The 24,230-nt window shown below is 77.9% G+C and carries 10 protein-coding genes; 8 read left to right on the top strand and 2 right to left on the bottom strand.

Going from position 1 to position 24,230, the window contains the following annotated elements:
- Window positions 1-18 precede the first annotated feature (18 nt).
- From CLV72_RS32745 to CLV72_RS07140, 7 genes are read left to right on the top strand one after another with little or no spacing between them, the layout of a single operon-like run.
- The gene (locus CLV72_RS32745; RefSeq protein WP_211302763.1) at window positions 19-10,581 is read left to right on the top strand and encodes a type I polyketide synthase; all 10,563 of its coding nucleotides are present in this window, start codon (window positions 19-21) and stop codon (window positions 10,579-10,581) included.
- Window positions 10,578-15,839 (top strand): SDR family NAD(P)-dependent oxidoreductase, encoded by a 5,262-nt coding sequence (locus CLV72_RS07165; protein ID WP_211302762.1) that lies wholly within the window; start codon window positions 10,578-10,580, stop codon window positions 15,837-15,839. Before CLV72_RS32745 ends, CLV72_RS07165 begins: the two co-directional genes overlap by 4 nt.
- A 2-nt stretch (window positions 15,840-15,841) precedes the next feature.
- Window positions 15,842-16,921 carry a cytochrome P450 gene (locus CLV72_RS07160; protein ID WP_106241837.1) on the top strand — a complete coding sequence of 360 codons (1,080 nt, stop codon included), beginning with the start codon at window positions 15,842-15,844 and terminating at the stop codon, window positions 16,919-16,921.
- Complete coding sequence (locus CLV72_RS07155) at window positions 16,918-18,204, top strand: activator-dependent family glycosyltransferase (RefSeq protein ID WP_106241835.1); 1,287 nt, start codon at window positions 16,918-16,920, stop codon at window positions 18,202-18,204. The genes CLV72_RS07160 and CLV72_RS07155 overlap by 4 nt, the downstream gene beginning before the upstream one ends.
- Window positions 18,191-18,913 (top strand): class I SAM-dependent methyltransferase, encoded by a 723-nt coding sequence (locus tag CLV72_RS07150; protein ID WP_106241831.1) that lies wholly within the window; start codon window positions 18,191-18,193, stop codon window positions 18,911-18,913. The genes CLV72_RS07155 and CLV72_RS07150 overlap by 14 nt, the downstream gene beginning before the upstream one ends.
- Window positions 18,910-19,356: a sugar 3,4-ketoisomerase gene (locus CLV72_RS07145; protein WP_106241827.1), complete on the top strand. Its 447-nt coding sequence runs from the start codon at window positions 18,910-18,912 to the stop codon at window positions 19,354-19,356. Before CLV72_RS07150 ends, CLV72_RS07145 begins: the two co-directional genes overlap by 4 nt.
- Window positions 19,353-20,483, top strand: a complete 1,131-nt coding sequence (locus CLV72_RS07140; protein ID WP_106241824.1) for a DegT/DnrJ/EryC1/StrS family aminotransferase — start codon at window positions 19,353-19,355, stop codon at window positions 20,481-20,483. Before CLV72_RS07145 ends, CLV72_RS07140 begins: the two co-directional genes overlap by 4 nt.
- Before the next feature lie 102 nt (window positions 20,484-20,585).
- Here the strand turns inward: CLV72_RS07140 and CLV72_RS07135 are convergent, their stop codons facing one another.
- Window positions 20,586-21,185: a sulfite oxidase-like oxidoreductase gene (locus CLV72_RS07135; protein ID WP_425428045.1), complete on the bottom strand. Its 600-nt coding sequence runs from the start codon at window positions 21,183-21,185 to the stop codon at window positions 20,586-20,588.
- A gap of 443 nt (window positions 21,186-21,628) precedes the next feature.
- Between CLV72_RS07135 and CLV72_RS07130 the strand changes: the two genes are divergently transcribed.
- Window positions 21,629-22,201: a dihydrofolate reductase family protein gene (locus CLV72_RS07130; protein ID WP_106241815.1), complete on the top strand. Its 573-nt coding sequence runs from the start codon at window positions 21,629-21,631 to the stop codon at window positions 22,199-22,201.
- Between the two features lie 41 nt (window positions 22,202-22,242).
- Here the strand turns inward: CLV72_RS07130 and pip are convergent, their stop codons facing one another.
- Window positions 22,243-23,208, bottom strand: coding sequence for a prolyl aminopeptidase (gene pip, locus CLV72_RS07125; protein ID WP_106241812.1), 966 nt, complete (start codon window positions 23,206-23,208; stop codon window positions 22,243-22,245).
- Window positions 23,209-24,230: the final 1,022 nt, after the last annotated feature.

Raw genomic sequence — 24,230 nt, 5'->3', positions numbered from 1 at the left:
AGGAAGGGACCGCACCGGATGGCGACCGAGGACGAGATCGCGCGCTACCTCAAGCGCGCGGCGGTCGACCTGCGCGACGCCCGCGCCCGCATCGCCGAACTGGAGTCCGAGCCGATCGCGATCACCGCGGCGGCCTGCCGCTTCCCGCGCGGGATCGGCGACCCGGAGCGGCTGTGGGAGCTGCTGGACTCCGGCGGCGAGGTCGTCGCGCCGCTGCCCGCCGACCGCGGCTGGCCGCTGCCCGGCCTGGTCGACCCCACCGGCGGGCGGCCGGGCACCAGCTACGTCGGCCACGGCGGCTTCCTGGACGAGGCGACCCTGTTCGACGCGGAGTTCTTCGGGATCTCGCCGCGCGAGGCGCTGGCCATGGACCCCCAGCAGCGGGTGCTGCTGGAGGCCGCCTGGGAGCTGACCGAGCGGGCCGGGCTGCTCCCCGGCGAGCTGCGCGGCAGCCCGACCGGGGTGTACCTGGGCGCCGCGAGCATGGGCTACGGCTTCGGCGGCGTCCCGCCCGAGGCCGAGGGCATGATGCTGACCGGCACCGTCACCGCGGTCGCCTCCGGCCGGCTCGCCTACGTGCTCGGCCTGACCGGCCCCGCGCTCACCATCGACACCGCCTGCTCCTCCTCGCTGGTCGCCCTGCACCTGGCCGCGCAGGCGCTGCGCCGCGGCGACTGCGCGCGGGCCATCGTCGGCGGCGTGGCCGTGATGGCCGACCCCTTCGTCCTCGTCGAGTTCAGCCGGCAGCGCGGCCTGTCCCCGGACGGGCGGTGCCGCTCCTTCGCCGCGGCCGCCGACGGCGTCGGCTTCGCCGAGGGAGCCGCGCTGGTGCTGGTGGAGCGGCTCGCCGACGCGCGGCGGGCCGGCCGGCCGGTGCTGGCCGTCGTCCGGGGCAGCGCGGTCAACCAGGACGGCGCCTCCAACGGACTCTCGGCGCCCAACGGCACCGCGCAGCAGCGGGTGATCCGGGCGGCGCTCGCCGACGCCGGGCTCGCCCCCGCCGACGTGGACGCGGTCGAGGCGCACGGCACCGGCACCCGGCTCGGCGACCCGGTCGAGGCGCGGGCGCTGCTCGCCGTCTACGGGCGGGACCGGGACGCCGGGCGGCCGCTGCGGCTCGGCTCGGTGAAGTCCAACCTCGGGCACACCCAGGCGGCGGCCGGCATCGCCGGCGTGCTGAAGATCGCGCTCGCCCTGGAGCACGGCTCGCTCCCGCGCACTCTGCACGTGGACGAGCCCAGCCCGTTCGTGGACTGGGCGTCGGGCGCCGTCGCGCTGGTCACCGAGCCGGTGGACTGGCCGGCCGGCGAGCGGGTCAGGCGGGCCGGCGTGTCGGCCTTCGGCATCAGCGGCACCAACGCGCACGTGATCATCGAGGAGCCCCCGCCCGCGGACCCGCCCGCGCCGCGCCCGCGCGGCGCGGTGCCGCTGGTGCTGACCGCCCGCGAGCCCGGCGGCGTCCGGGCGCAGGCGGCGCGGCTGGCCGCCTGGCTGCGCCGCGAGCCGGCGGCGGACCCCGTCGAGGTCGGCGCCACGCTGGCGCTGCACCGCGCGCCCTTCGCGCACCGGGCGGCGGTGGTCGGCGAGGACCCGCCCGAACTGGCCGCGGCGCTGGACGCCCTCGCCACCGGGCCGGTGGCCGACGCCGGGACCGCGCCGCCGCGCACCGCGCTGGTCTTCCCCGGCCAGGGCGCGCAGTGGCCGGGGATGGCGCTCGAACTGCTGGAGCGCTCCCCCGAGTTCGCCGCCGCGCTCGGCGAGGCCGAGGCGGCGCTGGCGCCCTACACCGACCGGCCCGTGCGGGAGCTGCTGGGCGACGCCGCGGCGCTGGAGCGGGTCGACGTCGTGCAGCCCGCGCTGTGGGCGGTCATGGTGGCGCTCGCCGCGCTGTGGCGCCACCACGGGGTGGAGCCCGACGTCGTCATCGGGCACAGCCAGGGCGAGATCGCGGCGGCCTGCGTCGCGGGCGGGCTGAGCCTGGCGGACGGCGCCCGGGTGGTCGCGCTGCGCTCGCGGGCGGTGCGGGCGCTCAGCGGGGCCGGCGGCATGCTGGCCGTGGCCGCGCCCGCCGCCCGGGTCGCCGAGCGAATCGCCGGCCACGGCGACCGGGCCGCCCTCGCGGCGGTCAACGGCCCGGCCGCGGTGGTGGTGTCGGGCGACCCGGCCGCGCTGGCCGAGCTGGCCGCGGGCTGGGCGGCCGAGGGCGTCGACACCCGGCTGCTCCCGGTGGACTACGCCTCGCACTCCGCGCAGGTCGACCGGCTGGCCCCGGAGCTGCGGGAGGCGCTGGCCCCGATCCGGCCGCGCACCGGCCGCGTCCCCTTCCACTCCACCGTCGACGGCGCCGTGATCGACACCGCCGGGCTCGACGCCGACTACTGGGTGCGCAATCTGCGCGCCACCGTCGGATTCCACGACGCGGTGCGGGAGACGGCCGCCCAGGGCCCCACCGTGTTCGTCGAGTGCAGCCCGCACCCGGTGCTGGTGCCCGCCGTCGACGCCGCGGGCGCGGCCGCGGTCGGCACGCTGCGCCGCGGCGAGGGCGGGCCGCGCCGCTTCCGCGCGGCGCTCGGAGAGGCGTATGCCCGCGGCGTGGCCGTCGACTGGGAGCGGGTGTTCGGGCCGCGCGGCGCGCGCCCGCTGCCGCTGCCCACCTATCCGTTCCGGCGCGACCGCTTCTGGATCGAGCCGGGGAACCGGGCCGAAGCCCGCGCCGACCTGGGCTACCGGCTGGCCTGGGCGCCCGCGCCGGAGGCCGGCGAGGCGGCCCCGGCGCGGCACCGGGTGCTGGTGGTGCCAGCGGGTACCGCCGTGCCGGACGGGCTCGAAGCACTGGCGGGCCCCGATCCGCGCGTCCTCGCCGTCGACACCGCGGCACCCGACCGGGCCCGCTACGCCGCGGCGCTGCGGCCGCTGCTCGGCGGGCCCGGCACCGAGGTCCTGTCGCTGCTCGCCCTGGACGCCGCGTCCGGCCTGCCGGCCACGGTGGCGCTGCTCCAGGCGCTCGCGGACCTGGACGCGCCCGCCCCGCTGCGGGTGCTCACCCGCGGCGGCGTCGCGGCCGCGCCGGGGGAGGAGCCCGTGCCCGAGCAGGCGCGGTACTGGGGCCTGGGCCGCACCGCCGCGCTGGAGGAGCCCGAGGTGTGGGGCGGGCTGATCGACCTGCCGGCCGCGGGCGGGGTACCGGCCGGGCCGCTGCCGGCCGGCGAGGACCAGATCGCGCTGCGGGTCGGCGGGCCGCTGGTTCCGAGCCTGGAGCCGGTGCCGCTGCCGCGTGCGGTGTGGCGGCCGTCGGGCCGGGCCGTCGTGGTCGGCGGGACGCCGGCCCAGTGCGAGGCGCTGGCCGGCTGGCTCACCGGGCACGACGCCGTCGAACAGGTCCTGCTCACCGGGGTGCCCGGCCGGCCGGCCGAATCGGTGCGGCGGCTGCGCGCCCTCGGCGGCCGCGTCACCGTCGAGGACGTCGACGCCGCCGAGCCCGGCGCGCTCGCCCGGGTGCTCACCGGCCCGGTCCGCGCCGCCTTCCACCTGCCCGCCCCGGCCGAGGCCGCCCCGCTGGCCGGCGCGGACCCCGCCGAGCTCGCCGCGGCCACGGCGGCCAGGACGGCCGGCGCCCGGGCCCTGCACGAACTCCTCGCCGCCGAGCCCGCCGGCACCGTCGACGCCCTGGTGTACTTCTCCTCGGTCGCCGGGCTGTGGGGCACCGCCGGCCGCGCCGGCTACGCGGCCGGCAACGCCTACCTGGACGCGCTGGCCGCCGCCGGCCGCGCCGCCGGGCTGCCGGCCACCGCGATCGCGTGGACGCCCTGGGAGGGCGCCGAGACGAGCTACCCCGGGCTCAGGCCGCTGCCGGCGGAAACAGCCCTGGACCTGCTGGCCAGGGCGGTCGGCGGCGGGCTCGACCGGCTCGCCGCCGTCGACGCCGACTGGCCGGCCTTCCGCGAGGTCTTCGCGGCCCGGCGCGACTCGGGCTTCGCGCGCCGGCTCCCGGGGGCGCCGGCCCCCGACGCCGTCGCCGCCGCCGGATCGGAGTTCGCAGACACCCTGCGCGGGCTCGCCGAGGACGACCGGGTCCGCGCGGTCGAGTCGGTCGTGCAGGCCGAGCTGGCCGCCGCGCTCGGCCGGGCACCCGGTTCCTCGGCCGCCCCCACCCGGGCCTTCCGCGAGCTGGGCCTGGACTCCCTCACCGCCGTCGAGCTGCGCGACCGGCTGCGCGCCCGCACCGGGCTGCCGCTGGCCAGCACGGTGATCTTCGACCGGCCGACCGTCCGCAGGCTGGCGGCCCACCTGCTGGACGAGATGCTGGGCCGGTCCGCCGCGCAGCCGCCGGCGGCGGTGGCGGCCGCCGACGACGACCCGGTGGTGATCACCGCGGCGGTGTGCCGGCTGCCCGGCGGCATCCGCGACCCCGAGTCCTACTGGTCCTTCATCGACGCGGGCCGGCACACCGTCTCGCCCTTCCCCACCGACCGGGGCTGGGTCCTGCGGGCCCTGTGCGCCGACGACCCCGCCGCCCCCGGCGCGTCGAGCACCCGCTTCGGCGGCTTCCTGGACGGTGCCGCCGACTTCGACCCCGGCTTCTTCGGGATCTCCCCGCGCGAGGCGCTGGCGATGGACCCGCAGCAGCGGCTGCTGATGGAGACCGCCTGGGAGCTGTTCGAGCGGGCCGGCATCGACCCGTCGACCCTCCAGGGCGGCGACACCGGCGTCTTCGTCGGCAGCAACGGGCAGTTCTACTTCCCGGTCGCCACCCGCAGCGCCGAGGACGTGTGGGGGCACCTCGGCACCGGCAACACCGGCAGCGTCATGTCCGGCCGGATCGCCTACGCGCTCGGGCTGGAGGGGCCGGCGCTCACCGTCGACACCGCCTGCTCGGCCTCGCTGGTGGCCCTGCACCTCGCGGTCCAGTCGGTGCGCCGCGGGGAGTGCGCCATGGCCGTGGCCGGCGGGGTGACGGTGATGTCCAGCCCCGACACCTTCGTGGACTTCACCCGCCAGGACGTGCTCAGCCGCGACGGCCGCTGCCGCGCCTACGCCGAGGGCGCCGACGGCGTCGGCCTCGCCGAGGGCGTGGTCCAGGTGCTGGTGGAGCGGCTGTCCGCCGCCCGGGCCGCCGGCCGCGAGGTGCTGGGGGTGGTGCGCGGCTCGGCCGTCAACTCCGACGGCGCCTCCAACGGGCTGACCGCGCCCAGCGGCGCCGCCCAGGAGCGGGTGATCCGCGCCGCGCTCGCCGACGCCCGCCTCGCCCCGCACGACGTCGACCTGGTCGAGGGCCACGGCACCGGCACCCGGCTCGGCGACCCGATCGAGGCCGGCGCGCTGCGCGCGGCCTACGGCCGCGGCCGGCCCGCCGACCGGCCGCTGCTGCTGGGCTCGGTGAAGTCCAACATCGGGCACACCCAGGCGGCGGCCGGGCTCGCGGGCGTGCTCAAGGTACTGCTGGCGCTCCGCCACGAGCGGATCCCGGCCACCCTGCACGGCGCGCGGCCCTCGGAGCTGATCGAGTGGGACGGGGTGCGGCCGGTCGCCGAGCCGGCGGCCTGGCCCGCCGGTGACCGGGTCCGCCGGGCCGGTGTCTCGTCCTTCGGGATCAGCGGCACCAACGCGCACGTGGTCATCGAGGAGCCGCCCCCGGCCCCGCCCGCGCCGGAGCCCGCCGCCGCGGCCGGCCCCGTCCCGTGGGTGCTGTCGGCGCGCAGCCCGGCCGCGCTGGCCGCGCAGGCCGAGCGGCTGGCCGAACGCGTCGCGGCCGAGCCGGAGCTGGACCCGGCCGCAGTCGGGCACGCGCTGGTGCGCACCCGCACCGCCTTCGAGCACCGGGCCGTGCTCATCGGCTCCTCGCGGGCCGAACTCCTCGGCGGGCTGGCCGATCTCGACGCGGCCGCCGTCACCGGGCACGCGCCCGCGCCCCGCAGGGTCGCCTTCGTCTTCCCCGGCCAGGGCGCCCAGTGGCCCGGCATGGCCGCGCGGCTGCTGGCGGAGTCGCCCGTCTTCGCCGAGCGGATGGAGGAGTGCGCGCGGGCGCTGGCGCCGCACCTGGACTGGTCGCCGCTGGACCTGCTGCGCGAGGGCGGCGAGCTGGACCGGGTCGACGTCGTCCAGCCCGCGCTGTGGGCGGTGATGGTCTCGATCGCCGCGCTGTGGCGGCACCACGGCGTCGTCCCCTCCGTCGTGGTCGGGCACAGCCAGGGGGAGATCGCCGCGGCCTGCGTGGCGGGCGGGCTGTCGCTGGCCGACGGCGCGCGCGCCGTGGCGCTGCGCTCGCGGATCGCCACCCGCATCGTCGGCTCCGGGGGGATGCTGTCGGTCGCCGCGCCGCTCGCCGAGGTCCGCGAGCGGATCGCCCCCTTCGGGGCGGCCCTCGACATCGCGGTGGTCAACTCCTCCCGCTCGGTGACCGTCGCCGGAACGCCGCAGGCGCTGGCCGCGCTGGCCGCCGCCTGCGAGCGCGACGGGCTGCGCACCCGCACGGTCCCGGCCGCCTACGCCTCGCACAGCGCCCAGGTGGACCCGCTGGTGCCGGAGCTGCGGGAGGCGCTGCGCGGGCTCGCGCCGCGCCCGGGCGAGCTGGCCTTCCACTCCACCGTCCGCAACGAGCGGGTCGACACCGCCGAACTGGACGCCGAGTACTGGGTGCGCAACCTGCGCGAGCCGGTCCGCTTCCACGACGCCGTCCAGGCGCTGGCCGCTCAGGGCGTGACGGCCTTCGTCGAGTGCAGCCCGCACCCGGTGCTGGCGCCGGTGATCGAGGCGGGCGAGGACGCCGTCGCCCTCGGCACGCTCCGCCGCGACGAGGGCGGGCTCGACCGCTTCCTGCGCTCGCTGGCCGAGGCGCACGTGCACGGCGTCGAGGTCGACTGGACGCCGGCCTTCCCCGGCCCGTACCGGCGGCACGTCCCCCTGCCGGTCTACCCCTTCCAGCACCGCAGGTTCTGGGCGGCCGCCGCCGAGGGCGCGGGCGGGGTGCGCGCCGCCGGCCTGGACGCGACCGGGCACCCGCTGGCGCCGGCCCTGGCCGAGCTGCCCGAGACCGGCGAACTGCTGCTGACCGGCGCGCTCGGGCGCACCGAGCAGCCGTGGCTGGCCGACCACGCGGCCGGCGGCACCGTGATCCTGCCCGGCACCGCCTTCCTGGAGTTGGCGGTCGCCGCCGGTGACGGCTGCGGCGCGGCCGTGGAAGAGCTGACGCTGCTGGCGCCGCTGGAACTGCCCGCCGAGGGCGCCACCCAGGTCCAGGTGCGGGTGGCGCCCGCCGACGCCCAGGGCCGCCGGGCCCTCGCCGTGCACGCCCGCCCGGAGGGCGAGCCCGACTGGACCCGGCACGCCACCGGGACGCTCGCCCCGGACCCGGGCGGGCCCGCCGCCGGCGCCCCGGCGGCCTGGCCTCCCGCTGGCGCCGAGCCCGTCGCGCTGGACGGCCACTACGCGGCGGCCGCCGCGGCCGGCTACGGCTACGGCCCGGCCTTCCGCGGCCTGCGGCGCGCCTGGCGGCGCGGCGGCGAGGTCTTCGCCGAGGCGGCCCTCCCCGAGGGGCTGCGCCCGGACGGCTACGTGCTGCACCCCGCGCTGCTGGACGCCGCCGTGCAGGCGGTGGCCTGCGGCGACTTCCTGGCCGAGCCGGAGCGGCTGAACCTGCCCTTCGCCTTCAGCGGGGTCCGGGTGCACGCCGCCGCGGCGACGGAGCTGCGGGTGCGCGTGGCGCCCGCCGGACCGGACGCGGTGGCGCTGACCCTCACCGATCCGCTGGGCGCCCCGGTCGCGCACGTGGACCGGCTGCGGCTGCGGCCCGCCTCGGTGGCGCCTCCGCCCGGCGCGCACCGCCTGGACTGGCAGCCCGTCACCGCCGCCGCCCCCGCGGCGCTGCCCGAGCCGGTGCCGCTGGAGCGCGCCCGCGAGGCCGCGTCCGCCGGCGGGCCGCTGGTGGTGCGCTGCCCGGAGGGCGCGGACGGCGATCCGGGACCGGTGCTGGACGCCGTGCTCGCCCTGCTGCGGGATCTCGCCGCCGACGAGCGCTTCGCAGCCGCCGACCTGGTGCTGCTCACCCGCGGGGCGGTGGCCGCCGAGCCGGACGACCCGGCGCCCGACCCCGTCCAGGCGAGCGTGTGGGGGCTGGTCCGCTCCGCCCAGGCCGAGCACCCCGGCCGCTTCACCCTGGTCGACCTCGACGGCGAAGCGGCGTCGGCGCAGGCGCTCGGCGCGGCGGTCGGCACCGGCGAGCCGCAGGCGGCCGTCCGGTACGGACGGGTGTCGGTGCCGCGGCTGACCGCCGCGGCAGACCCCGAGCTGCTCGACCTCCCCGCGCACCGGCAGTGGCGGCTGGCTCCGGCCGAGCCGGGCACGATCGGCGGGATCGCGCCGGTGCGGGTGCCCGAGCGGCCGCTCGGCCCGCTCGACGTGCGGGTCGAGGTGCGCGCCGCCGGGGTGAACTTCCGCGACGTGCTGATCGCGCTCGGCATGTACCCGGGCGAGGGCACGATGGGCGTCGAGCTGGCGGGCGTCGTCACCGCGACCGGCGCCGGGGTCACCTCACTCACGCCGGGGGACCGGGTGTACGGCCTGGCCGCCGGCGGCTTCGCCGCCGAGGCCGTCACCGACCACCGGCTGCTGGCGCCGATCCCCGAGGGGTGGGGCTTCGCCGAGGCGGCGAGCGTGCCGGCCGCCTTCCTCACCGCCTGGTACGCGCTGCGCGACCTGGCGAAGCTGCGGCCGGGGGAGACCGTGCTGGTGCACTCCGCCGCGGGCGGCGTCGGCATGGCCGCGGTGCAGGTCGCGAACCACCTCGGAGCGCGGGTGCTCGGCACCGCGAGCCCGGCGAAGTGGCCGGCGCTGGCGCCGCTCGGCCTGACCGCCGACCGGCTGGCCTCGTCGCGGACCACCGAGTTCGAGCGGGTCTTCGCCGAGGGCGCCGACGTGGTGCTCAACTCACTGACCGGCGAGTTCGTCGACGCCTCCGCCCGGCTGCTGCGGCCGGGCGGCCGCTTCGTGGAGATGGGCCGCACCGACCTGCGCGCGGGCCTGCCGGGAGCCGAGTACCTGCCCTTCGAGCTGATGGACGCCGGCCCCGACCGGATCGCGGCGATGCTCGCCGAGCTGGGCGAGCTGTTCGAGCGGGGCGCACTGGCGCCGCCGCCGCTGCGCGCCTGGGACATCAGGCAGGCCAGGCACGCGCTGACCCACGTCAGCCGGGCCCGGCACGTCGGCAAGGTGGTGCTGACCCTCCCGCGGGCCCTGGACCCCGGCGGCAGCGTGCTGATCACCGGCGCCGGCACACTCGGCGGCCTGCTCGCCCGCCACCTGGTCACCCGGCACGGCGTCCGGCACCTCACCCTGGCGAGCCGCTCGGGGCCGCCCCCCGAGCTGGTCGACGAGCTGACCGCGCTCGGCGCCGACGTCCAGGCCCGCGCGTGCGACGCGGCCGACGCGACGGCCCTCGCCGAGGTGCTCGCCGGGCTGCCGCGGCCGCTGACCGCGCTGGTGCACACCGCGGGCGTGCTCGACGACGCCCTGCTGGAGTCGCTGACCCCGGAGCGGGTGGCCGGCGTGCTGCGGCCCAAGGTCGCCGCGGCCCGCCACCTGGACGCGCTCACCTCCGCGCACGACCCGGCCGCGGTGGTGCTGTACTCCTCGTCGGCCGCCGTGCTCGGCGGCCCCGGGCAGGGCGCCTACGCCGCCGCCAACCAGTACCTGGACGCGCTCGCCGCCGCCCGCTGCGCGCGCGGCCGGCCGACCCGCTCGCTCGGCTGGGGCTTCTGGGCGCACAGCAGCGGGCTCAGCGGCACCCTGTCGGAGCGCGACCGCGAGCGGATCGCGGCGGCGGGGCTGCGGGCGATGCCCACCGGGACCGCGCTGCGGCTGTTCGACGCCGCCCTGGCCGGCCCGGAGCCCGTCAGCTACCCGATGCTGCTGGACCGGGCCGCGCTCGCCGCGCGGTCGCGCGAGGGCGGGCTCTCGGTGGTGCTGCGCGGACTGGTCGCCGCCGGGCCCGCCGGCCCGGCGCGCCGCACCGCGGGCGCCGCCGCCGAGGAAGCCGACGCGGCCGCCGCGCTGCACGGCAGGCTCGCCGCCGCACCCGACCCGCTGCCGGTGCTGGTCGACCTGGTCCGGCGGACGGCGGCCGCGGTGCTCGGCCACCGGGACACCGACGCCGTGCGCGCCGACGCGGCCTTCCGCGAGCTCGGCTTCGACTCGCTGACCGCCGTCGAGATGCGCAACCGGCTGGCGCGGGCGACCGGGCTGCGGCTCCCGGCCGCCCTGGTCTTCGACCGGCCGACCACCGCGGCGGTGGCGGCGCACCTGGCCGGGCTGCTCGCCGTCGACCGCGAACCCGAGCGGCCGGCCGGCCCGGCGCTGCCGCCGGAGCTGGCCCGGCTCGCCGAGGCCGTCGACACCCTGGCGGTGGACGCCGGCACCGCCGCGCTGGTCGAGCGGCGGCTGCACGAACTGGCGGCCGGCCTGCGGCGGCGGCACGCCCCGCCCGAGGCGGCGGAGCCGGCCGAGCCGGCCGAGGCGGACTGGACCTCCGACGAGGAGCTGTTCGCCTTCCTCGACAACAGGCGCGCCGAGCGAGGGGAGCACCCGTGAGCGAGACCGAGCAGGCCCGGCTGCGCGACTACCTGTGGCGGGCCACCACCGAGCTGAAGGACGTGTCCGCGCGGCTGGAGCGGGAGCGGGCGCGGACCGCCGAGCCGATCGCCGTCATCGGCACCGCCTGCCGGCTCCCCGGCGGCATCGAGCGGCCCGAGCAGCTGTGGGAGCTGCTCGACTCCGGCGCCGACGCGATCGGCGGCCTGCCCGCCGACCGCGGCTGGGACCTCGCCGGGCTGGTGGACCCCGACCCCGACCGGCCCGGCACCACCTACTGCGCGGCCGGCGGCTTCCTGAGCGGCGCCGACCGCTTCGACCCCGCCTTCTTCGGCATCTCGCCGCGCGAGGCGCTGGCGATGGACCCCCAGCAGCGGCTGGTCCTGGAAACCTCCTGGGAGGCGGTCGAGCGCGCCGGGATCGCGCCGCCGGCCCTGCACGGCACCGGGACCGGCGTGTTCCTGGGCACCTGGTCCACCGGCTACGCCGCCACCCCCTACGACACCGTCCACGAACTGGAGGGCCAGCTCGCCATCGGCACCGTGCCGAGCGTGGCCTCCGGACGCGTCGCCTACCTGCTCGGCCTCACCGGGCCGGCGCTGACCGTCGACACGGCCTGCTCGTCCTCGCTGGTCGCGCTGCACCTCGCCGTGCAGTCGCTGCGCCGCGGCGAGTGCGCGCTGGCCCTGGCGGGCGGCGCCACCGTGATGGCCTCCCCGGCCACCCTCACCGCCTTCTCCCGCCAGCGCGGACTGGCCGCCGACGGGCGCAGCAGGCCCTTCGCCGCCGGCGCCGACGGCTTCGGCCCCGGCGAGGGCGTGGGCATGCTGCTGCTGGAACGGCTCTCCGACGCCCGCCGCGCCGGCCGCCGGGTGCTCGGCGTCGTCCGGGGCACCGCCGTCAACTCCGACGGCGCGTCCAACGGGCTGACCGCGCCGAGCGGACCGGCGCAGGTCCGGGTGATCCGGGCCGCGCTCGCCGACGCCCGGCTCGGCCCGGCCGACGTGGACGCCGTCGAGGCGCACGGCACCGGCACCCGGCTGGGCGACCCGATCGAGGCGGACGCGCTCATCGAGGTCTACGGCCGGGACCGCCCGGCCGGGCGGCCGCTGCGGCTGGGCTCGGTCAAGTCCAACCTCGGGCACACCCAGGCCGCCGCCGGCGTCGCCGGGGTGCTGAAGATCCTGCTGGCGCTGGAGCACGGCACCCTGCCCGCGTCCCTGCACGCCGAGCGGCCGACGCCGCTGGTGGAGTGGGCCGGCAGCGGGGTGGAGCCCGCCGCCGCGGCCGCGCCGTGGCCGGCCGGCGGCCGGGTCCGGCGGGCCGGGGTGTCCTCGTTCGGCATCAGCGGCACCAACGCGCACGCGATCCTCGAGGAGGCGCCCGACGAGGCGCCCGCCCCGGAGGACGAGAGCGCCGCCCCCGCCTGGGCGCCGTCCGCGCCGGTGCCCTGGCCGCTGGGCGCGCGCACCGAGGGCGCGCTGCGCGCGCAGGCCCGGGCGCTGGCCGACCGGCTCGCGGCCGCCCCCGAGCGCGCAGCCGACGTCGGCTTCTCGCTGGCCGCCGGCCGCGCCCCCTTCGAGCACCGGGCGGTCCTGCTGGACCCCGGCGACGCGAGCGCGGCCCGGCGGCTCGGCCCGCTCACCGGGGCGGTGCGCGGCACCGCCGCGCCGGACCGGCGGGTGGCGCTGGTCTTCCCCGGGCAGGGCGCGCAGTGGGTCGGGATGGCCACCGAACTGGCCGCCGCCTCGCCCGCCTTCGCCGCCGAACTGGACGCCTGCGCCGCGGCGCTCGCCCCGCACGTGGACTGGCGGCTCCCCGACGTGCTCGACGACGAGGCCGCGCTGCGGCGGGTCGACGTGGTGCAGCCCGCGCTGTGGGCGGTGATGGTGGCGCTGGCCGGGCTGTGGCGGCGGCACGGCGTGGTGCCCGAGGCGGTCGTCGGCCACAGCCAGGGCGAGATCGCCGCCGCCTGCGTCGCCGGCGGCCTGTCGCTCGCCGACGGCGCCCGGATCGTCGCCCGCCGCTCACGGGCGGTCACCGCGATCGCCGGGGCGGGCACCATGCTCGCGGTCGCCGCCCCGCTCGCCGCGGTGCGCGGCCACACCGAGCGCCGCCCCGAGATCTCCGTCGCCGCCGTCAACGGCCCGGCCGCCGCCGTGCTGTCGGGGCCGGTGGCGGCTCTCGGCGCGCTCGCCGCCGAACTCGCCGCCGAGGGGGTGAAGGCCACCCCGGTGCCGGTCGACTACGCCGCGCACTCCGCGCAGGTCGACGCGCTCGCCCCGGAGCTGACCGCCGCCCTGGCCGGGCTCGCGCCCCGCTCCGGCAGCGTCCCGTTCTTCTCCACCGTGCGGACGGCCTTCACCGACACCGCCGAGCTGGACGCCGGCTACTGGGTGGCCAATCTGCGCGCGACCGTGCGCTTCAAGGACGCCGCCGAGCGGCTGGCCGAGCACGGCATCACCACCTTCGTGGAGTGCAGTCCGCACCCGGTCCTGGTCGCGCCGCTGCTGGACACCCTGGGCGGGCGGGCGGCGGCCATCGGCACCCTGCGCCGCGGCGACGGCGGCGCCGAGCGCTTCCTGACCTCCCTGGCCGAGGCGCACGTCGACGGCGTCGCCGTGGACTGGACCGCCGCCTTCGCCGGGCGCGGCGCCCGGCGCGTCGAGCTGCCCACCTACCCCTTCCAGCGCGACTCCTTCTGGCTCGAACCGGAGCGCCGCGCCGGCCCGGCCGACGACTGGCGCTACCAGGTGGGCTGGACCCCGCTGCCGCGACCGCCGGCCGGCACCGACCCGGGCCGGTGGCTGCTCGTCGTCCCGAGCGGGCGGACCGCGGCGGCCGCCGGGCTCACCGACGACGCCGCCGTGAGCGTGGTCGAGCTGGACCCGGCCGAACCCGACCGCAAGCGCTACGCCGCCGCCCTGGCCGACGAGCTCGCCGGGGCGACCGGGGTGCTCTCCCTGCTCGACGCCGCCGTCTCCGGGGCCGATCCCGCCGCCGCCCTGGCCCCGACACTGGCGCTGACCCAGGCGCTCGTCGACCTGGGCGGCACGGCACGGCTGTGGCTGCGCACCAGCGGCGGGGTGCGCACCGGAGCCGAGGCGGAGCGGGTCGAGCCGCTTCAGGCCCTGCTGTGGGGCTTCGGGCTGGCCGCGTCCTTGGAGCACCCGCAGCGCTGGGGCGGGCTGGTCGACCTGCCCCCGGACCGGCCCGCCGGGCCGCTGCTCGGGCTGCTCGCCGGGGCCGGCGCCGAAGACCAACTGGCGGTGCGCGGCGAGCGCGTGCTGGCCCGCAGGCTGCGCCCGGCCGGCCCACCGGCGGACGCGGCGCCGTGGACGCCCCGCGGCACCGTGCTGGTCACCGGCGGCACCGGCGGGGTGGGCGGGCACGTCGCCCGCTGGCTGGCCGCCGGCGGCGCCGAGCACGTGATCCTGCTCGGCCGCCGCGGCCCGGACGACCCCGCGGTCCGCGCCCGCCTGGCCGAGCTGGCCGGCGCCGGCCGGGCCAGGGTCAGCGCGGTCGCCTGCGACGTGGCCGACCGCACCGCCCTCGCCGAGGTGCTGGCCGGCATCTCCCGCGCCGGGGAGACGGTCACCGCGGTCTTCCACGCGGCCGGCGCCGGCCAGTGGAGCGCGCTGGCCGACACCGGCGCCGACGAGCTGGAGTCCGTACTGGCGGCCAAGGTCCGCGGCGCCCGGAACCTCGACGCCCTGCTCGACCCGACCGCGCTGGACGCCTTCGTGCTGTTCTCCTCCAACTCCGGGGTGTGGGGCAGCGGCGGGCAGAGCGTGTACGCGGCCGCCAACGCCTACCTGGACGCGCTCGCCGCCGACCGGCGGGCCCGCGGGCGGGTCGCCACCAGCGTCGCCTGGGGGCTGTGGGCCGGGTCCGGCCTGGCCACCGTGGCCGACGCCGAGGCCGAGCTGGCGCGGCGCGGCGTGCTGGCGATGGAACCCGAGCGGGCCGTGGCCGAACTCGCGGCCGCGATCGGCCGCGGCGACACCTGCGCCGTCATCACCCGGATGGACTGGCCGCGCTTCGCCGTCGGCTACACGGCGGCCCGCGAGCGGCCGCTGCTGGCCGAACTCCCGCAGCTGCGGGCGGCGCCCCGCCCGGCGGCCGAAGCGGCCGCCCCGGCCGCCGAACGAGACCGGCTGGCGGCACTGCCCGCGGCCGAGCGGCGGCGGGAGCTGACCGCGCTGGTCCGGCGGACGGCGGCGCTGGTGCTCGGCCATCCCGGCGCCGAGAGCGTGCCGGCCGACCGGCCCTTCGCCGCGCTGGGCTTCGACTCGCTCACCGCGGTGGAGTTCCGCAACCGCATCCGCGCCGCCACCGGGGCCGCGATCCCCGCCACCGCCGTGTTCACCCGCCCCGACGCGGCCGCGCTCGCCGAGCTGATCGGCGCCGAACTGGGCTCCGGCGGCGAGCGCGCGCCGACCGGGCTGCTGCGCGAGCTGTACCTGGACGCGGCCAGGGCCGGGCGCTCCCGCGACTTCCTCGGCCTGCTCGCCCGGACGGCCGGCTTCCGGCCGGTCTTCCGCGACCCGGCGGAGCTGCCCGCTCCGCCGCGGCCGGTGACGCTGGCCGAGGGCGGAACGGGGCCGCTGATCGTCTGCTGCAGCGGAGCCGCCGCGATCAGCGGTCCGCACGAGTTCGCCCGGCTGGCCGCCGGCTTCGGCGGCCGCCGGCCCATGGCGGCGGTCTCACTCCCCGGCTACCAGGCCGGCGAGCCGATCGCGGCGAGCGTCGAGGCCGCGGCGGGCGCGCTGGCGGCGGCCGTCCTCCCGCTGCTGGCCGACCGGCCCTTCGTCGTGCTCGGCTACTCCGCGGGCGCCCTGTTCGCCAACGCCCTCGCGGCGCACCTCGCCGAGCGCGGCACCGCCCCCAGCGGCGAGATCCTGGTCGACGCCTACCCGCCCAAGGCCCAGGACGCGATGCGGCACTGGCAGGACGCGCTCACCTTCGGGCTCTTCGCCGACGAGCTGGTGCCGATGACCGACGCCCGCCTCACCGCGCTGGGCGCCTACGAGGCACTGCTCGCGGAGTGGACGCCGCGCCCGTCCGGCGCCCCGGTGCTGCTGCTGCGCGCCAGCGAGCCGATGGGCGAGTGGGCGGGGGACTGGCGGGCCAGCTGGCCGTTCGAGCACCGGGCCGTGGACGTGCCCGGCGACCACTTCACCGTCATGCGGGACTTCGCCGAGGTCACCGCGCACGAGATCGACACCTGGCTGGACGGACTGTGCGGACGGAGCTGACCATGCGGAACGAACGGGACCTGGCCGACCACGAACTCGGCCGGCGGCTGCAGCTGGCCCAGGCGCTCAGATGGGTGCACGGAGCCCACGGCGACCACTACGCGCGCCTGCTCACCGGCTTCGACGACGACCCCTACCCGCTGGCCGCGGCGGTCCGCGAGGCGGACCCGCTGGTGCGCAGCGCCGTGGGCGCCTGGGTGACCGCCCGGTACGAGGTGGCCGCCGCGGTGCTCGCCGACGGCCGCTTCGGCGAGCACGCGCCCGACGGATCCGATCCCGGCCCCGTGGTGCAGCCGCTGGACCTGGCCCCGCCGGGACCGGCCGTGCGCCTGGACCCCGGCGCGCTGGCCGCGGTCTGCGCGGACCGCGCCGAGCGCCTGCCGCCCGCCTTCGACCTCGTCGCCGACTACGCGCGGCCGTGCGCCGCCGCGATGGCCGCCGGACTGCTCGACCTGCCGCCGGCGCCGCTCGCCGCGCTCAGCGCCGAACTCGCGCCCGCCCTCAACGTGGAGCTGGCCGCGCAGCGCCTGGCCACCGCGGTGAGCGTGCCCGCCGCGCTGCTGCGGCTGAAGGAGCTGGGCGCCGCCGAGGACGCGGTGGCGCTGGTCGTCGCGCTGACCGAGCCGGTGGCGGCCGCCGTCGGCAACGCCGTCGCGGCGCTGCTGCCCGACCGGTGGCCGGGCGGCTGCGCCGAACCGGACGCGGCCGCCGCGGTGGCCGCCGAGACCCTGCGCTTCGACCCGCCGGTGCAGATCCGGGCCCGCGTCGCGCAGCAGGACGTCGAACTGGCCGGGCGGGCGGTCGCGGCGGGCGAGCAGGTGGTCGTGCTCGTCGGCGGCGCCAACCGCGACCCGCGGGCCTTCACCGAACCCGACCTGTTCCGGCCCGACCGCGAACCCGGACCGGCCGAACCGATCGGACCGGGGGCGGCCGGGAGCACCGTGCACCGCCTCACGGCCCTCGCCCTCGCCGCCCTCGCCGCGCACCGCCCCGACCTCGCCCCCGCCGGCGCGCCGCTGCGCCCCCGCCGCTCCCCGGTGGTGCGCGGCTGGCACTCCTTCCCGCTGGCGGTGGCGGCATGAGCGGCCCCCGGCGCCCGCTGCGCTTCCTGCTGGCCTGCTTCGCCTGGGACACCCACTTCCACACGCTGGTGCCGCTCGCCTCGGCGCTGCGCAATGCCGGGCACGAGGTCCGCGTCGCCAGCCAGCCCGCGCTGATGCCGGCCGTCACCGGCGCCGGGCTCACCGGGGTCCCGGTCGGCGCCGACACCGCCTTCGTCGAGCTGATGGGCGAGATCGGCCAGGAGATCCAGATCTGGGCCTCGGGCATCGACCTGGACGACCCCGCCAAGGGGCGCAGCTGGGAGTACCTGCTCGGCCAGCAGAGCGTGCTGGTGCCCACCTTCTACTCGATGGTCAACGACGAGCCCTTCGTGGCCGGCCTGATCGAGTTCACCCGCCGCTGGCGGCCCGACCTGATCATCTGGGAGCAGTTCACCTTCGGCGGCGCGATGGCCGCCGCCGCCACCGGCACCCCGCACGCCCGGCTGCTGTGGGGCCCCGACGTGCTCGACTCGATGCGCCGCCACTTCCTCGACGCGGCCGCGGCGCAGCCGCCCGCGCACCGCGAGGACCCGCTGCGCGAATGGTACGAGTGGAGCGGCGCGCGGCACGGCTTCGCCTTCTCCGAGGAGCTGACCGTCGGCCAGTGGTCGATCGACACCACGCCGCCCAGCCTGCGGCTCCCCGGCGAGCTGCGCAGGATCGGGATGCGCTACATCCCCTACAACGGCCCGTCCGTGCCGGAACCGTGGCTGCTGGAGCCGCCCGAGCGGCCGCGGGTCTGCCTGACCGTGGGCGTCTCCGCCGAGCGGACGATCGGCCACGGCCTGGTGCTGTCCGAACTGCTCGACGAGTTCGCCGACCTGGACGCCGAACTGGTCGCCACCGTGCCCAGCGCGCAGCGCGGCTCGGGGCCGGTGCCGGACAACGTGCGGCTGGTCGACTTCGTCCCGCTGCACGCCCTCATGCCGAGCTGCTCGGCCATCGTGCACCACGGCGGCACCGGCACCTCCGGCACCGCGGCCGTGTACGGGGTGCCGCAGGTCCTCGTCGGCGAGATGTACGACGTGAGCGTGCGCGGGCGGCAGATCACCGCGAACGGCAACGGCGTCTACGTCCACCCCTCGCGGGCCGACGCGCGCAGCATCCGGCAGGCCGTGGAGCAGGTGCTGACCGACCCCTCCTACCGTGCGAACGCCGAGCGCATCGGCGCCGAGATGCGCGCCCAGCCGACACCCAACGAGGTCGCCGCCGAGCTGGCGCGGCTCGTGCGCGCGGAAGGACCGGCCGATGTACGACGGTGAGTTCGCCGAGATCTACGAGCTCTTCTACACCAACCGGGGCAAGGACCACGCCCGCGAGGCGGCCGACGTCGCCGCGCTGGTCCGGGAGCGCTGCCCGGGGGCGTCCTCGCTGCTCGACGTCGCCTGCGGCACCGGCGCCCACCTGCGGCACTTCACCGGGCACTTCGCCCGCGCCGAAGGGCTGGAGCTGGCCGAGGACATGGCGGCGATCGCGGCCCGCCGCGCCCCCGGGGCCCGCGTCACCGTCGGCGATATGCGCGACTTCGCGCTCGGCCGGCGCTTCTCCGCGGTGACCTGCATGTTCAGCTCGATCGCGCACCTGTCCGGCCAGGCCGAGCTGGACGCGGCCTTCGCCTGCTTCGCGCGGCACACCGAGCCCGGCGGGGTGCTCGTGGTGGAACCCTGGTGGTTCCCCGAGACCTTCATCGAGGGCTACGTCGCCGCCGACATCGTCCGCGCGGGCGAACGCACCCTCGCGCGGGTCTCGCACTCCGTGGAGAAGGACGGGGTGACCGTCATCGACGTGCACTACGTGCTCGCCGACCCGGTCGGCGGCGCCCGCCACCTCGCCGAGCGGCACCACCTCACCCTCCACCCCCGGGAGGGCTACGAGCGCGCGGCCGCCCGGGCGGGCTACCAGGCGCGCTACCTGGAGGGCGGCCCGTCCGGGCGCGGCCTGTTCGTCGCGATTCTCCCGGCGGCCCGGTGAGCGCCGGGCCGCGGCGGCCGCCCGGCACGGCCGCCGAGCCGACCCGCCTGGTCGAGCTGCGCGAGCACGCCGACGCCCGCGGCGGGCTGGCGGTGGTGGAGACCGGCACCGACGTGCCCTTCCCCATCGAGCGCGTCTACTACCTCTACGGGATCCCGCAGGGCGCGGAGCGCGGCGGGCACGGGCACCGCGAGCTGCGCCAGCTGATGATCGCCGTGCACGGCCGGCTGCGGGTCACCGTCGACGACGGCTACCGGCAGGCGAGCTACGAACTGGACCGGCCCGGCCTCGGCCTCTACATCGGCCCGATGATCTGGCGCCGGCTGACCCACTTCTCCCCGGGGGCCGTCGCCGTGGTGCTCGCCTCGGCCCACTACGACGAGAACGACTACTTCCGCGAGTACACCGAGTTCGCCCGTGCCGTGAGGGAGCGCCCGTCATGACCGCCGCCTCCCCCGAGATCCCCTTCCTCGACCTGGTCGCGCCCTACGAGGAGCTGCGCGCCGAGATCGACGCGGCCGTGGCGCGGGTGCTGCGCTCGGGCCGCTACCTGTTCGGCCCCGAACTGGCCGCCTTCGAGTCCGCCTTCGCCCGCTACTGCGGCCGCCCGCACTGCGTCGCCGTCGGCAGCGGCTCCGACGCCATCGAGCTGGCCCTGCGCGCCCTGGACGTGGGCCCCGGCGACGAGGTGATCGTCCCCTCGCACACCTTCATCGGCACCTGGCTCGCCGTGTCCGCGACCGGCGCCCGCCCGGTACCGGTCGAGCCCGACGGCGAACTGTACGTCCTCACCGGCGACACGGTCGAGGCCGCGATCACCCCCCGGACCGCGGCCGTGCTGCCCGTCCACCTCTACGGGCACCCGGCCGACCTGGACGCCATCGCGGCCGTCGCCGGCCGGCACGGCATCCCCGTCGTCGAGGACGCCGCCCAGGCCCACGGCGCCCGGCTGCGCGGCCGCGCCATCGGCTCCGGACCGTCCGCGGCGGCGGCCTTCAGCTTCTACCCGGCCAAGAACCTCGGCAGCCTCGGCGACGGCGGCGCCGTCGTCACCGGCGACCCCGCCATCGCCGACCGGCTCCGCCTGCTGCGCAACTACGGCTCCCGGGTCAAGTACGTGCACGAGCTGGCGGCCACCCACTCGCGGCTGGACGAGCTCCAGGCGGCGCTGCTGCGCGTCAAGCTGGACCGCCTGGACGAGTGGAACGCCCGCCGCCGCGCCATCGCCCACCGCTACCTGCGCGGCCTGGCCGGCCTCGACGGACTGGTGCCGCCCCGCACGGCCGAGTGGGCGGACCCGTCCTGGCACCTGTTCGTGGTGCGCGCCCGCTCGCGCGCCGAGCGCGACCGCGCGGCCGCCGCACTCGGCGCCGCCGGCATCGGGACGGTCATCCACTACCCGACCCCCGCGCACCGCTCCGCCGTCTACGCCGCGGACCACCCGGCACCCCAGCCGATCGCGGAGGCGCTCGCCGACCAGGTCCTCAGCCTGCCGATCGGCCCCCACCAGAGCAGCGCGGCCACCGACCGCGTCGTGGCCGCCACGCTGGAGTGGCATGCCCGCCGCTGAGTCCGGCCGCCCGGCGCGCGCACCGGCCACCGGGAGCCGCCCGACGGCGAGGCGCGACCGGCGCGCCCGCGCGGGCGGGGCCGGGGCGCCGGACGGGCCGGCTCAGTCGCCCGTGTACCGCTGCTCCTGCCAAGGATCGCCGCGGTGGTGGTAGCCGTTGCGCTCCCAGAACCCGGCCTCGTCGTGGTCCATCAGCCGCAGCCCGGCCACCCATTTGGCGCTCTTCCAGAAGTACAGGTGCGGCACCAGCAGCCGGGCCGGCCCGCCGTGCTCGGGCGGCAGCGGCGCGCCGTCGTACTCCCAGACCACCCACGCCTTCCCGCCGGTGATGTCGGCCAGCGGCAGATTGGTGGTGTAGCCGGTGTGTGAGAAGGCCATCGCGTGCGTCGCCTCGGGCAGCGGCCCGGCCCGGTCGAGCAGTTCGTCCACGCTCACACCACTGAAGGAGGTGTCGAACTTCGACCAGGACGTCACGCAGTGGATGGCGCCGCTGTAGGAGCCGGGCGGCAGCCGGTGGATGCCCTCCCAGTCCCACTCGACCGCCTCGCGCACGGCACCCTCGATCCGGAAGCTCCACCGCTCCGTGTCGATCCGCGGCGTCGCCTCGGCCGACAGCACCGGAAACTGCGGCCCGACGTCGTACTGCCCCGGCGGCAGCCGCCGCTTCCCGCCCCGCCTGCGCCCGGTGAAGCCCCGCGTCACGCGTCCGCCCGACCCCATCACCCGTCCCCCTTCGCGAACGTGCCGCCCGCGGCGGCGCCCGAGCAGGGCAAGCCGCGCGGACGGCCGAAAATTCCCTTGCCGCAAGCCCGGTCACCGCGTCCCCCGTGCGGTGAGCCGTCCGGTCACCCAACCCGCCTGCGGTCGGCGGGCCGCTACCCGGGCGCGGTACGGCGACTCCAGCCGAGCGCCGACCACTCCCGCGCCGCCACCCGTCACAGCGGCCTGCGCGATCATGGATGGCGCACATCACCACCAGGCCGCACCGCGGCCGTGACGGCCGCGTCGGCGGCCGCCCCGGTCGGCTGCCGGAGCGCCCGACCGAACGAGGGCGGGTGGCGTGTCGATTCCGCGGATCGCCGTTCGACCTTGTAGTGAAGGCACACCGCACCGGGCGCCCGTCCGGACCGAAGAAGGAGCACGAGATGGGTTTCATCAAGTCCAGCCTGTTCATTTCCCTCGATGGCGTCATCGAGGCGCCGGAGACCTGGCACTTCCCCTACTTCGACGACCAGATGGGCGCCGTCGTCGGACAGCTCATGGGCGAGGCCGAGGCCACCCTCCTCGGCCGGACCACCTACGAGGGCTTCGCCGAGTACTGGCCCAAGGCCGACCCCGGCGACCCGATGACCGAGGCCATGAACAGCGCCCGCAAGTACGTCGTGTCCTCCACCCTCACCGAGGCCACCTGGCAGAACTCCACCTTGATCAACGGCGACATCGCCGCCGAGCTGACCAGACTCAAGGCCGACACCCGCCTCGGCACCACCGGCAGCGCCCGCCTGGTCCGCTGGATGCTGGAGCACAAGCTCGTCGACGAGCTGCACCTCCTCGTCCACCCCATCGTCGTCGGCCACGGCCAGAAACTCTTCACCGACGGCGCCACCGTCCCGCTCAAGCTCCTCTCCTCCACCACCTTCGACGCCACCGGCGTCGTCCACCTCGTCTACACCAAGGCCGACGCGCCCCCCGCACCGACCGGCGACACCGAGGCGTGAGCGGCACATCGGGCCCATGAAGGCCGGTCTTGGACCGAACGCTACCGCCCGTCCGTCCGCTCGCCGATCCCGTCGACCGCCCGCAGGACCGCCTCGGCCATCGCCGGGCTGCCGGTGTGGCCGGCGTCCTCGACGATGTCGAGGCGCGCGTCCGGCCAGGCGCGGGCCAGGTCCCAGGCGACCGACAGCGGGCCGCCCAGGTCCAGGCGGCCGTGCACCAGCGCGCCCGGGATGCCGGCCAGGCGGTGCGCCTCGCGCAGCAGCTCGCCCTCCTCCAGCCACGCGCCGTGCGAGAAGTAGTGCGCGCACACGCGGGTGAAGGCGAGCAGGGCCCTGGGCGGGCGGTCGCCGTAGGCTCCGCGGCGGCCCTTGGGCTCCTGGGAGATCACGGTGTCCTCCCAGTCCGCCCAGGCGGCCGCCGCGCGGGTGTGCACCCGGGGATCGGGATCGTTGAGCAGCCGGGTGTAGCGGGCGGGCAGGTCGGTCCCGTCCCCGCCCGCCAGTGCGCGGAAGCGCTCCCACTCCCCGGGGAAGAAGCGCCCGACGCCCCGGTAGAGCCAGTCGATGTCCGAGCGCCGGGTCATGGTCACGGCGACCAGCACGATCGCCGACACCCGCTCCGGGTGCCGCTGGGCGTAGGCGAGGCTCAGCGTGCACCCCCACGAGCCGCCGTACAGCGCCCACCGCTCGATGCCCAGGTGCGCGCGGAGGCGCTCCATGTCGGCGATCAGATGGTGCGTGGTGTTGGCCGCGAGGGCGGCGGTGGTGTCGCCCGCGTGCGGCGTGCTCCGCCCGCAGCCGCGCTGGTCGAACAGGACGATCCGGAACCGCTCGGGGTCGAAGGCACGCCGGCTGTTCGGCGTGCACCCCGACCCGGGCCCGCCGTGCACCACCACCACGGGCCGTCCCTCGGGGTTCCCGCACAGCTCCCAGTACACGCGGTGCCCGTCACCCACGTCCAGCATCCCGTGGTCGTAGGGCTCGATCGGGGCGTACGGCCCGGCCATGGCGCATCCTCCAGCCTCGCCGACGGGTGGGCGCTGCGACGGTAGCAGCCGCGCGGACTCGGCCGGAGGGCCCTCAGCACCGATCCCCGCTCGGGCCGCCGGGGCGGGTACGAGGGTCTGGTGGTCCTGGGCAAGGGCTGCGCCCGAGCCGGGCAGGTGCGCGACTGCGGCGCCGACCGGCATGAACGCCGCCGCGGGCCCGTACAGCTGCGTCGACGTCCACGACGCTTTCAGCGGCACACCTGCGATCAGCGGCGCGACGATCACTCCCGCCCGGCCCCGATCGTCCGGCCCACCCCGGCCGCTCGCACCGACGGCGCGTACCGCGGCGGTGCGATGGCGTACCGCCCGGCCGCGCAACTGTTGCTGAACAGCCCGGTCAGCGCACCGATCGTAACGGCCGCGGACAGGGAGCCGGTCGACGGGCCGAACACGAATAGCGTCACCGCCGCCGACACTCACTTGAGTGCGACGTGTGCGGCCACCACCCCGAGTACTGCGGCGTCGAAATGCCCCGGAGTTGAGCAGCGTGCAACCGGTCGGCCCGTCCGTCGCCGACAGCCCTGCGTCGAACAGCAGCGTGGGTCCACGGGGTGACGACGTAGCAGCCGTACATCACCGCGAAGGACGCCACCCGGATCAGCAGCGCGCACCGTGCTGACCCCAAAGGCGGCAGTCGCGCCGGTCGCCCCGGTCGGCCGTACGCTCGGAGCGCGGCGGTGGTCGGGCATAAGCGGGGAGTGTGTCGGCCAGGTCGAAGGGCGTCCAGTGACGGTCCAGGCGTGCAGTACGAGCGGGCTGCGGCCATGGTCGGCCGGGAGGCTGTAGCCGCCGGGCCGTGCGGGACACTCCCTCGTCGACCGCACGAGTCCCCGGCAGTGTTCGGCCGCGCGCAATCAGGGCAGCGTCGGCCACGACGACCTTGCCGCATCAGTGGTCGCGGCCCAGGCCGATGCGGAGCCCGGTCCGACGATTCGGCGGCAACCGGTTGCGGTGTGGACGCAGCGATCGTCCGTGCTGAG

This window comes from Allonocardiopsis opalescens (assembly GCF_003002095.1).
In the GTDB taxonomy this organism is placed as follows: Bacteria; Actinomycetota; Actinomycetes; order Streptosporangiales; family Streptosporangiaceae; genus Allonocardiopsis; species Allonocardiopsis opalescens.
Note: the sequence above shows the minus strand (reverse complement) of the source record. Positions and strands in the feature narration are given on the sequence as shown.

What these genes read in the sequence shown, in the direction of transcription:
- CLV72_RS32745 (WP_211302763.1), top strand. Translation starts at nt 19, where the DNA reads ATGGCGACCGAGGACGAGATCGCGCGCTACCTCAAGCGCGCGGCGGTC.
- CLV72_RS07160 (WP_106241837.1), top strand. Translation starts at nt 15,842, where the DNA reads ATGCGGAACGAACGGGACCTGGCCGACCACGAACTCGGCCGGCGGCTG.
- CLV72_RS07155 (WP_106241835.1), top strand. Translation starts at nt 16,918, where the DNA reads ATGAGCGGCCCCCGGCGCCCGCTGCGCTTCCTGCTGGCCTGCTTCGCC.
- CLV72_RS07150 (WP_106241831.1), top strand. Translation starts at nt 18,191, where the DNA reads ATGTACGACGGTGAGTTCGCCGAGATCTACGAGCTCTTCTACACCAAC.
- CLV72_RS07140 (WP_106241824.1), top strand. Translation starts at nt 19,353, where the DNA reads ATGACCGCCGCCTCCCCCGAGATCCCCTTCCTCGACCTGGTCGCGCCC.
- CLV72_RS07130 (WP_106241815.1), top strand. Translation starts at nt 21,629, where the DNA reads ATGGGTTTCATCAAGTCCAGCCTGTTCATTTCCCTCGATGGCGTCATC.
- pip (WP_106241812.1), bottom strand. Translation starts at nt 23,208, where the DNA reads ATGGCCGGGCCGTACGCCCCGATCGAGCCCTACGACCACGGGATGCTG.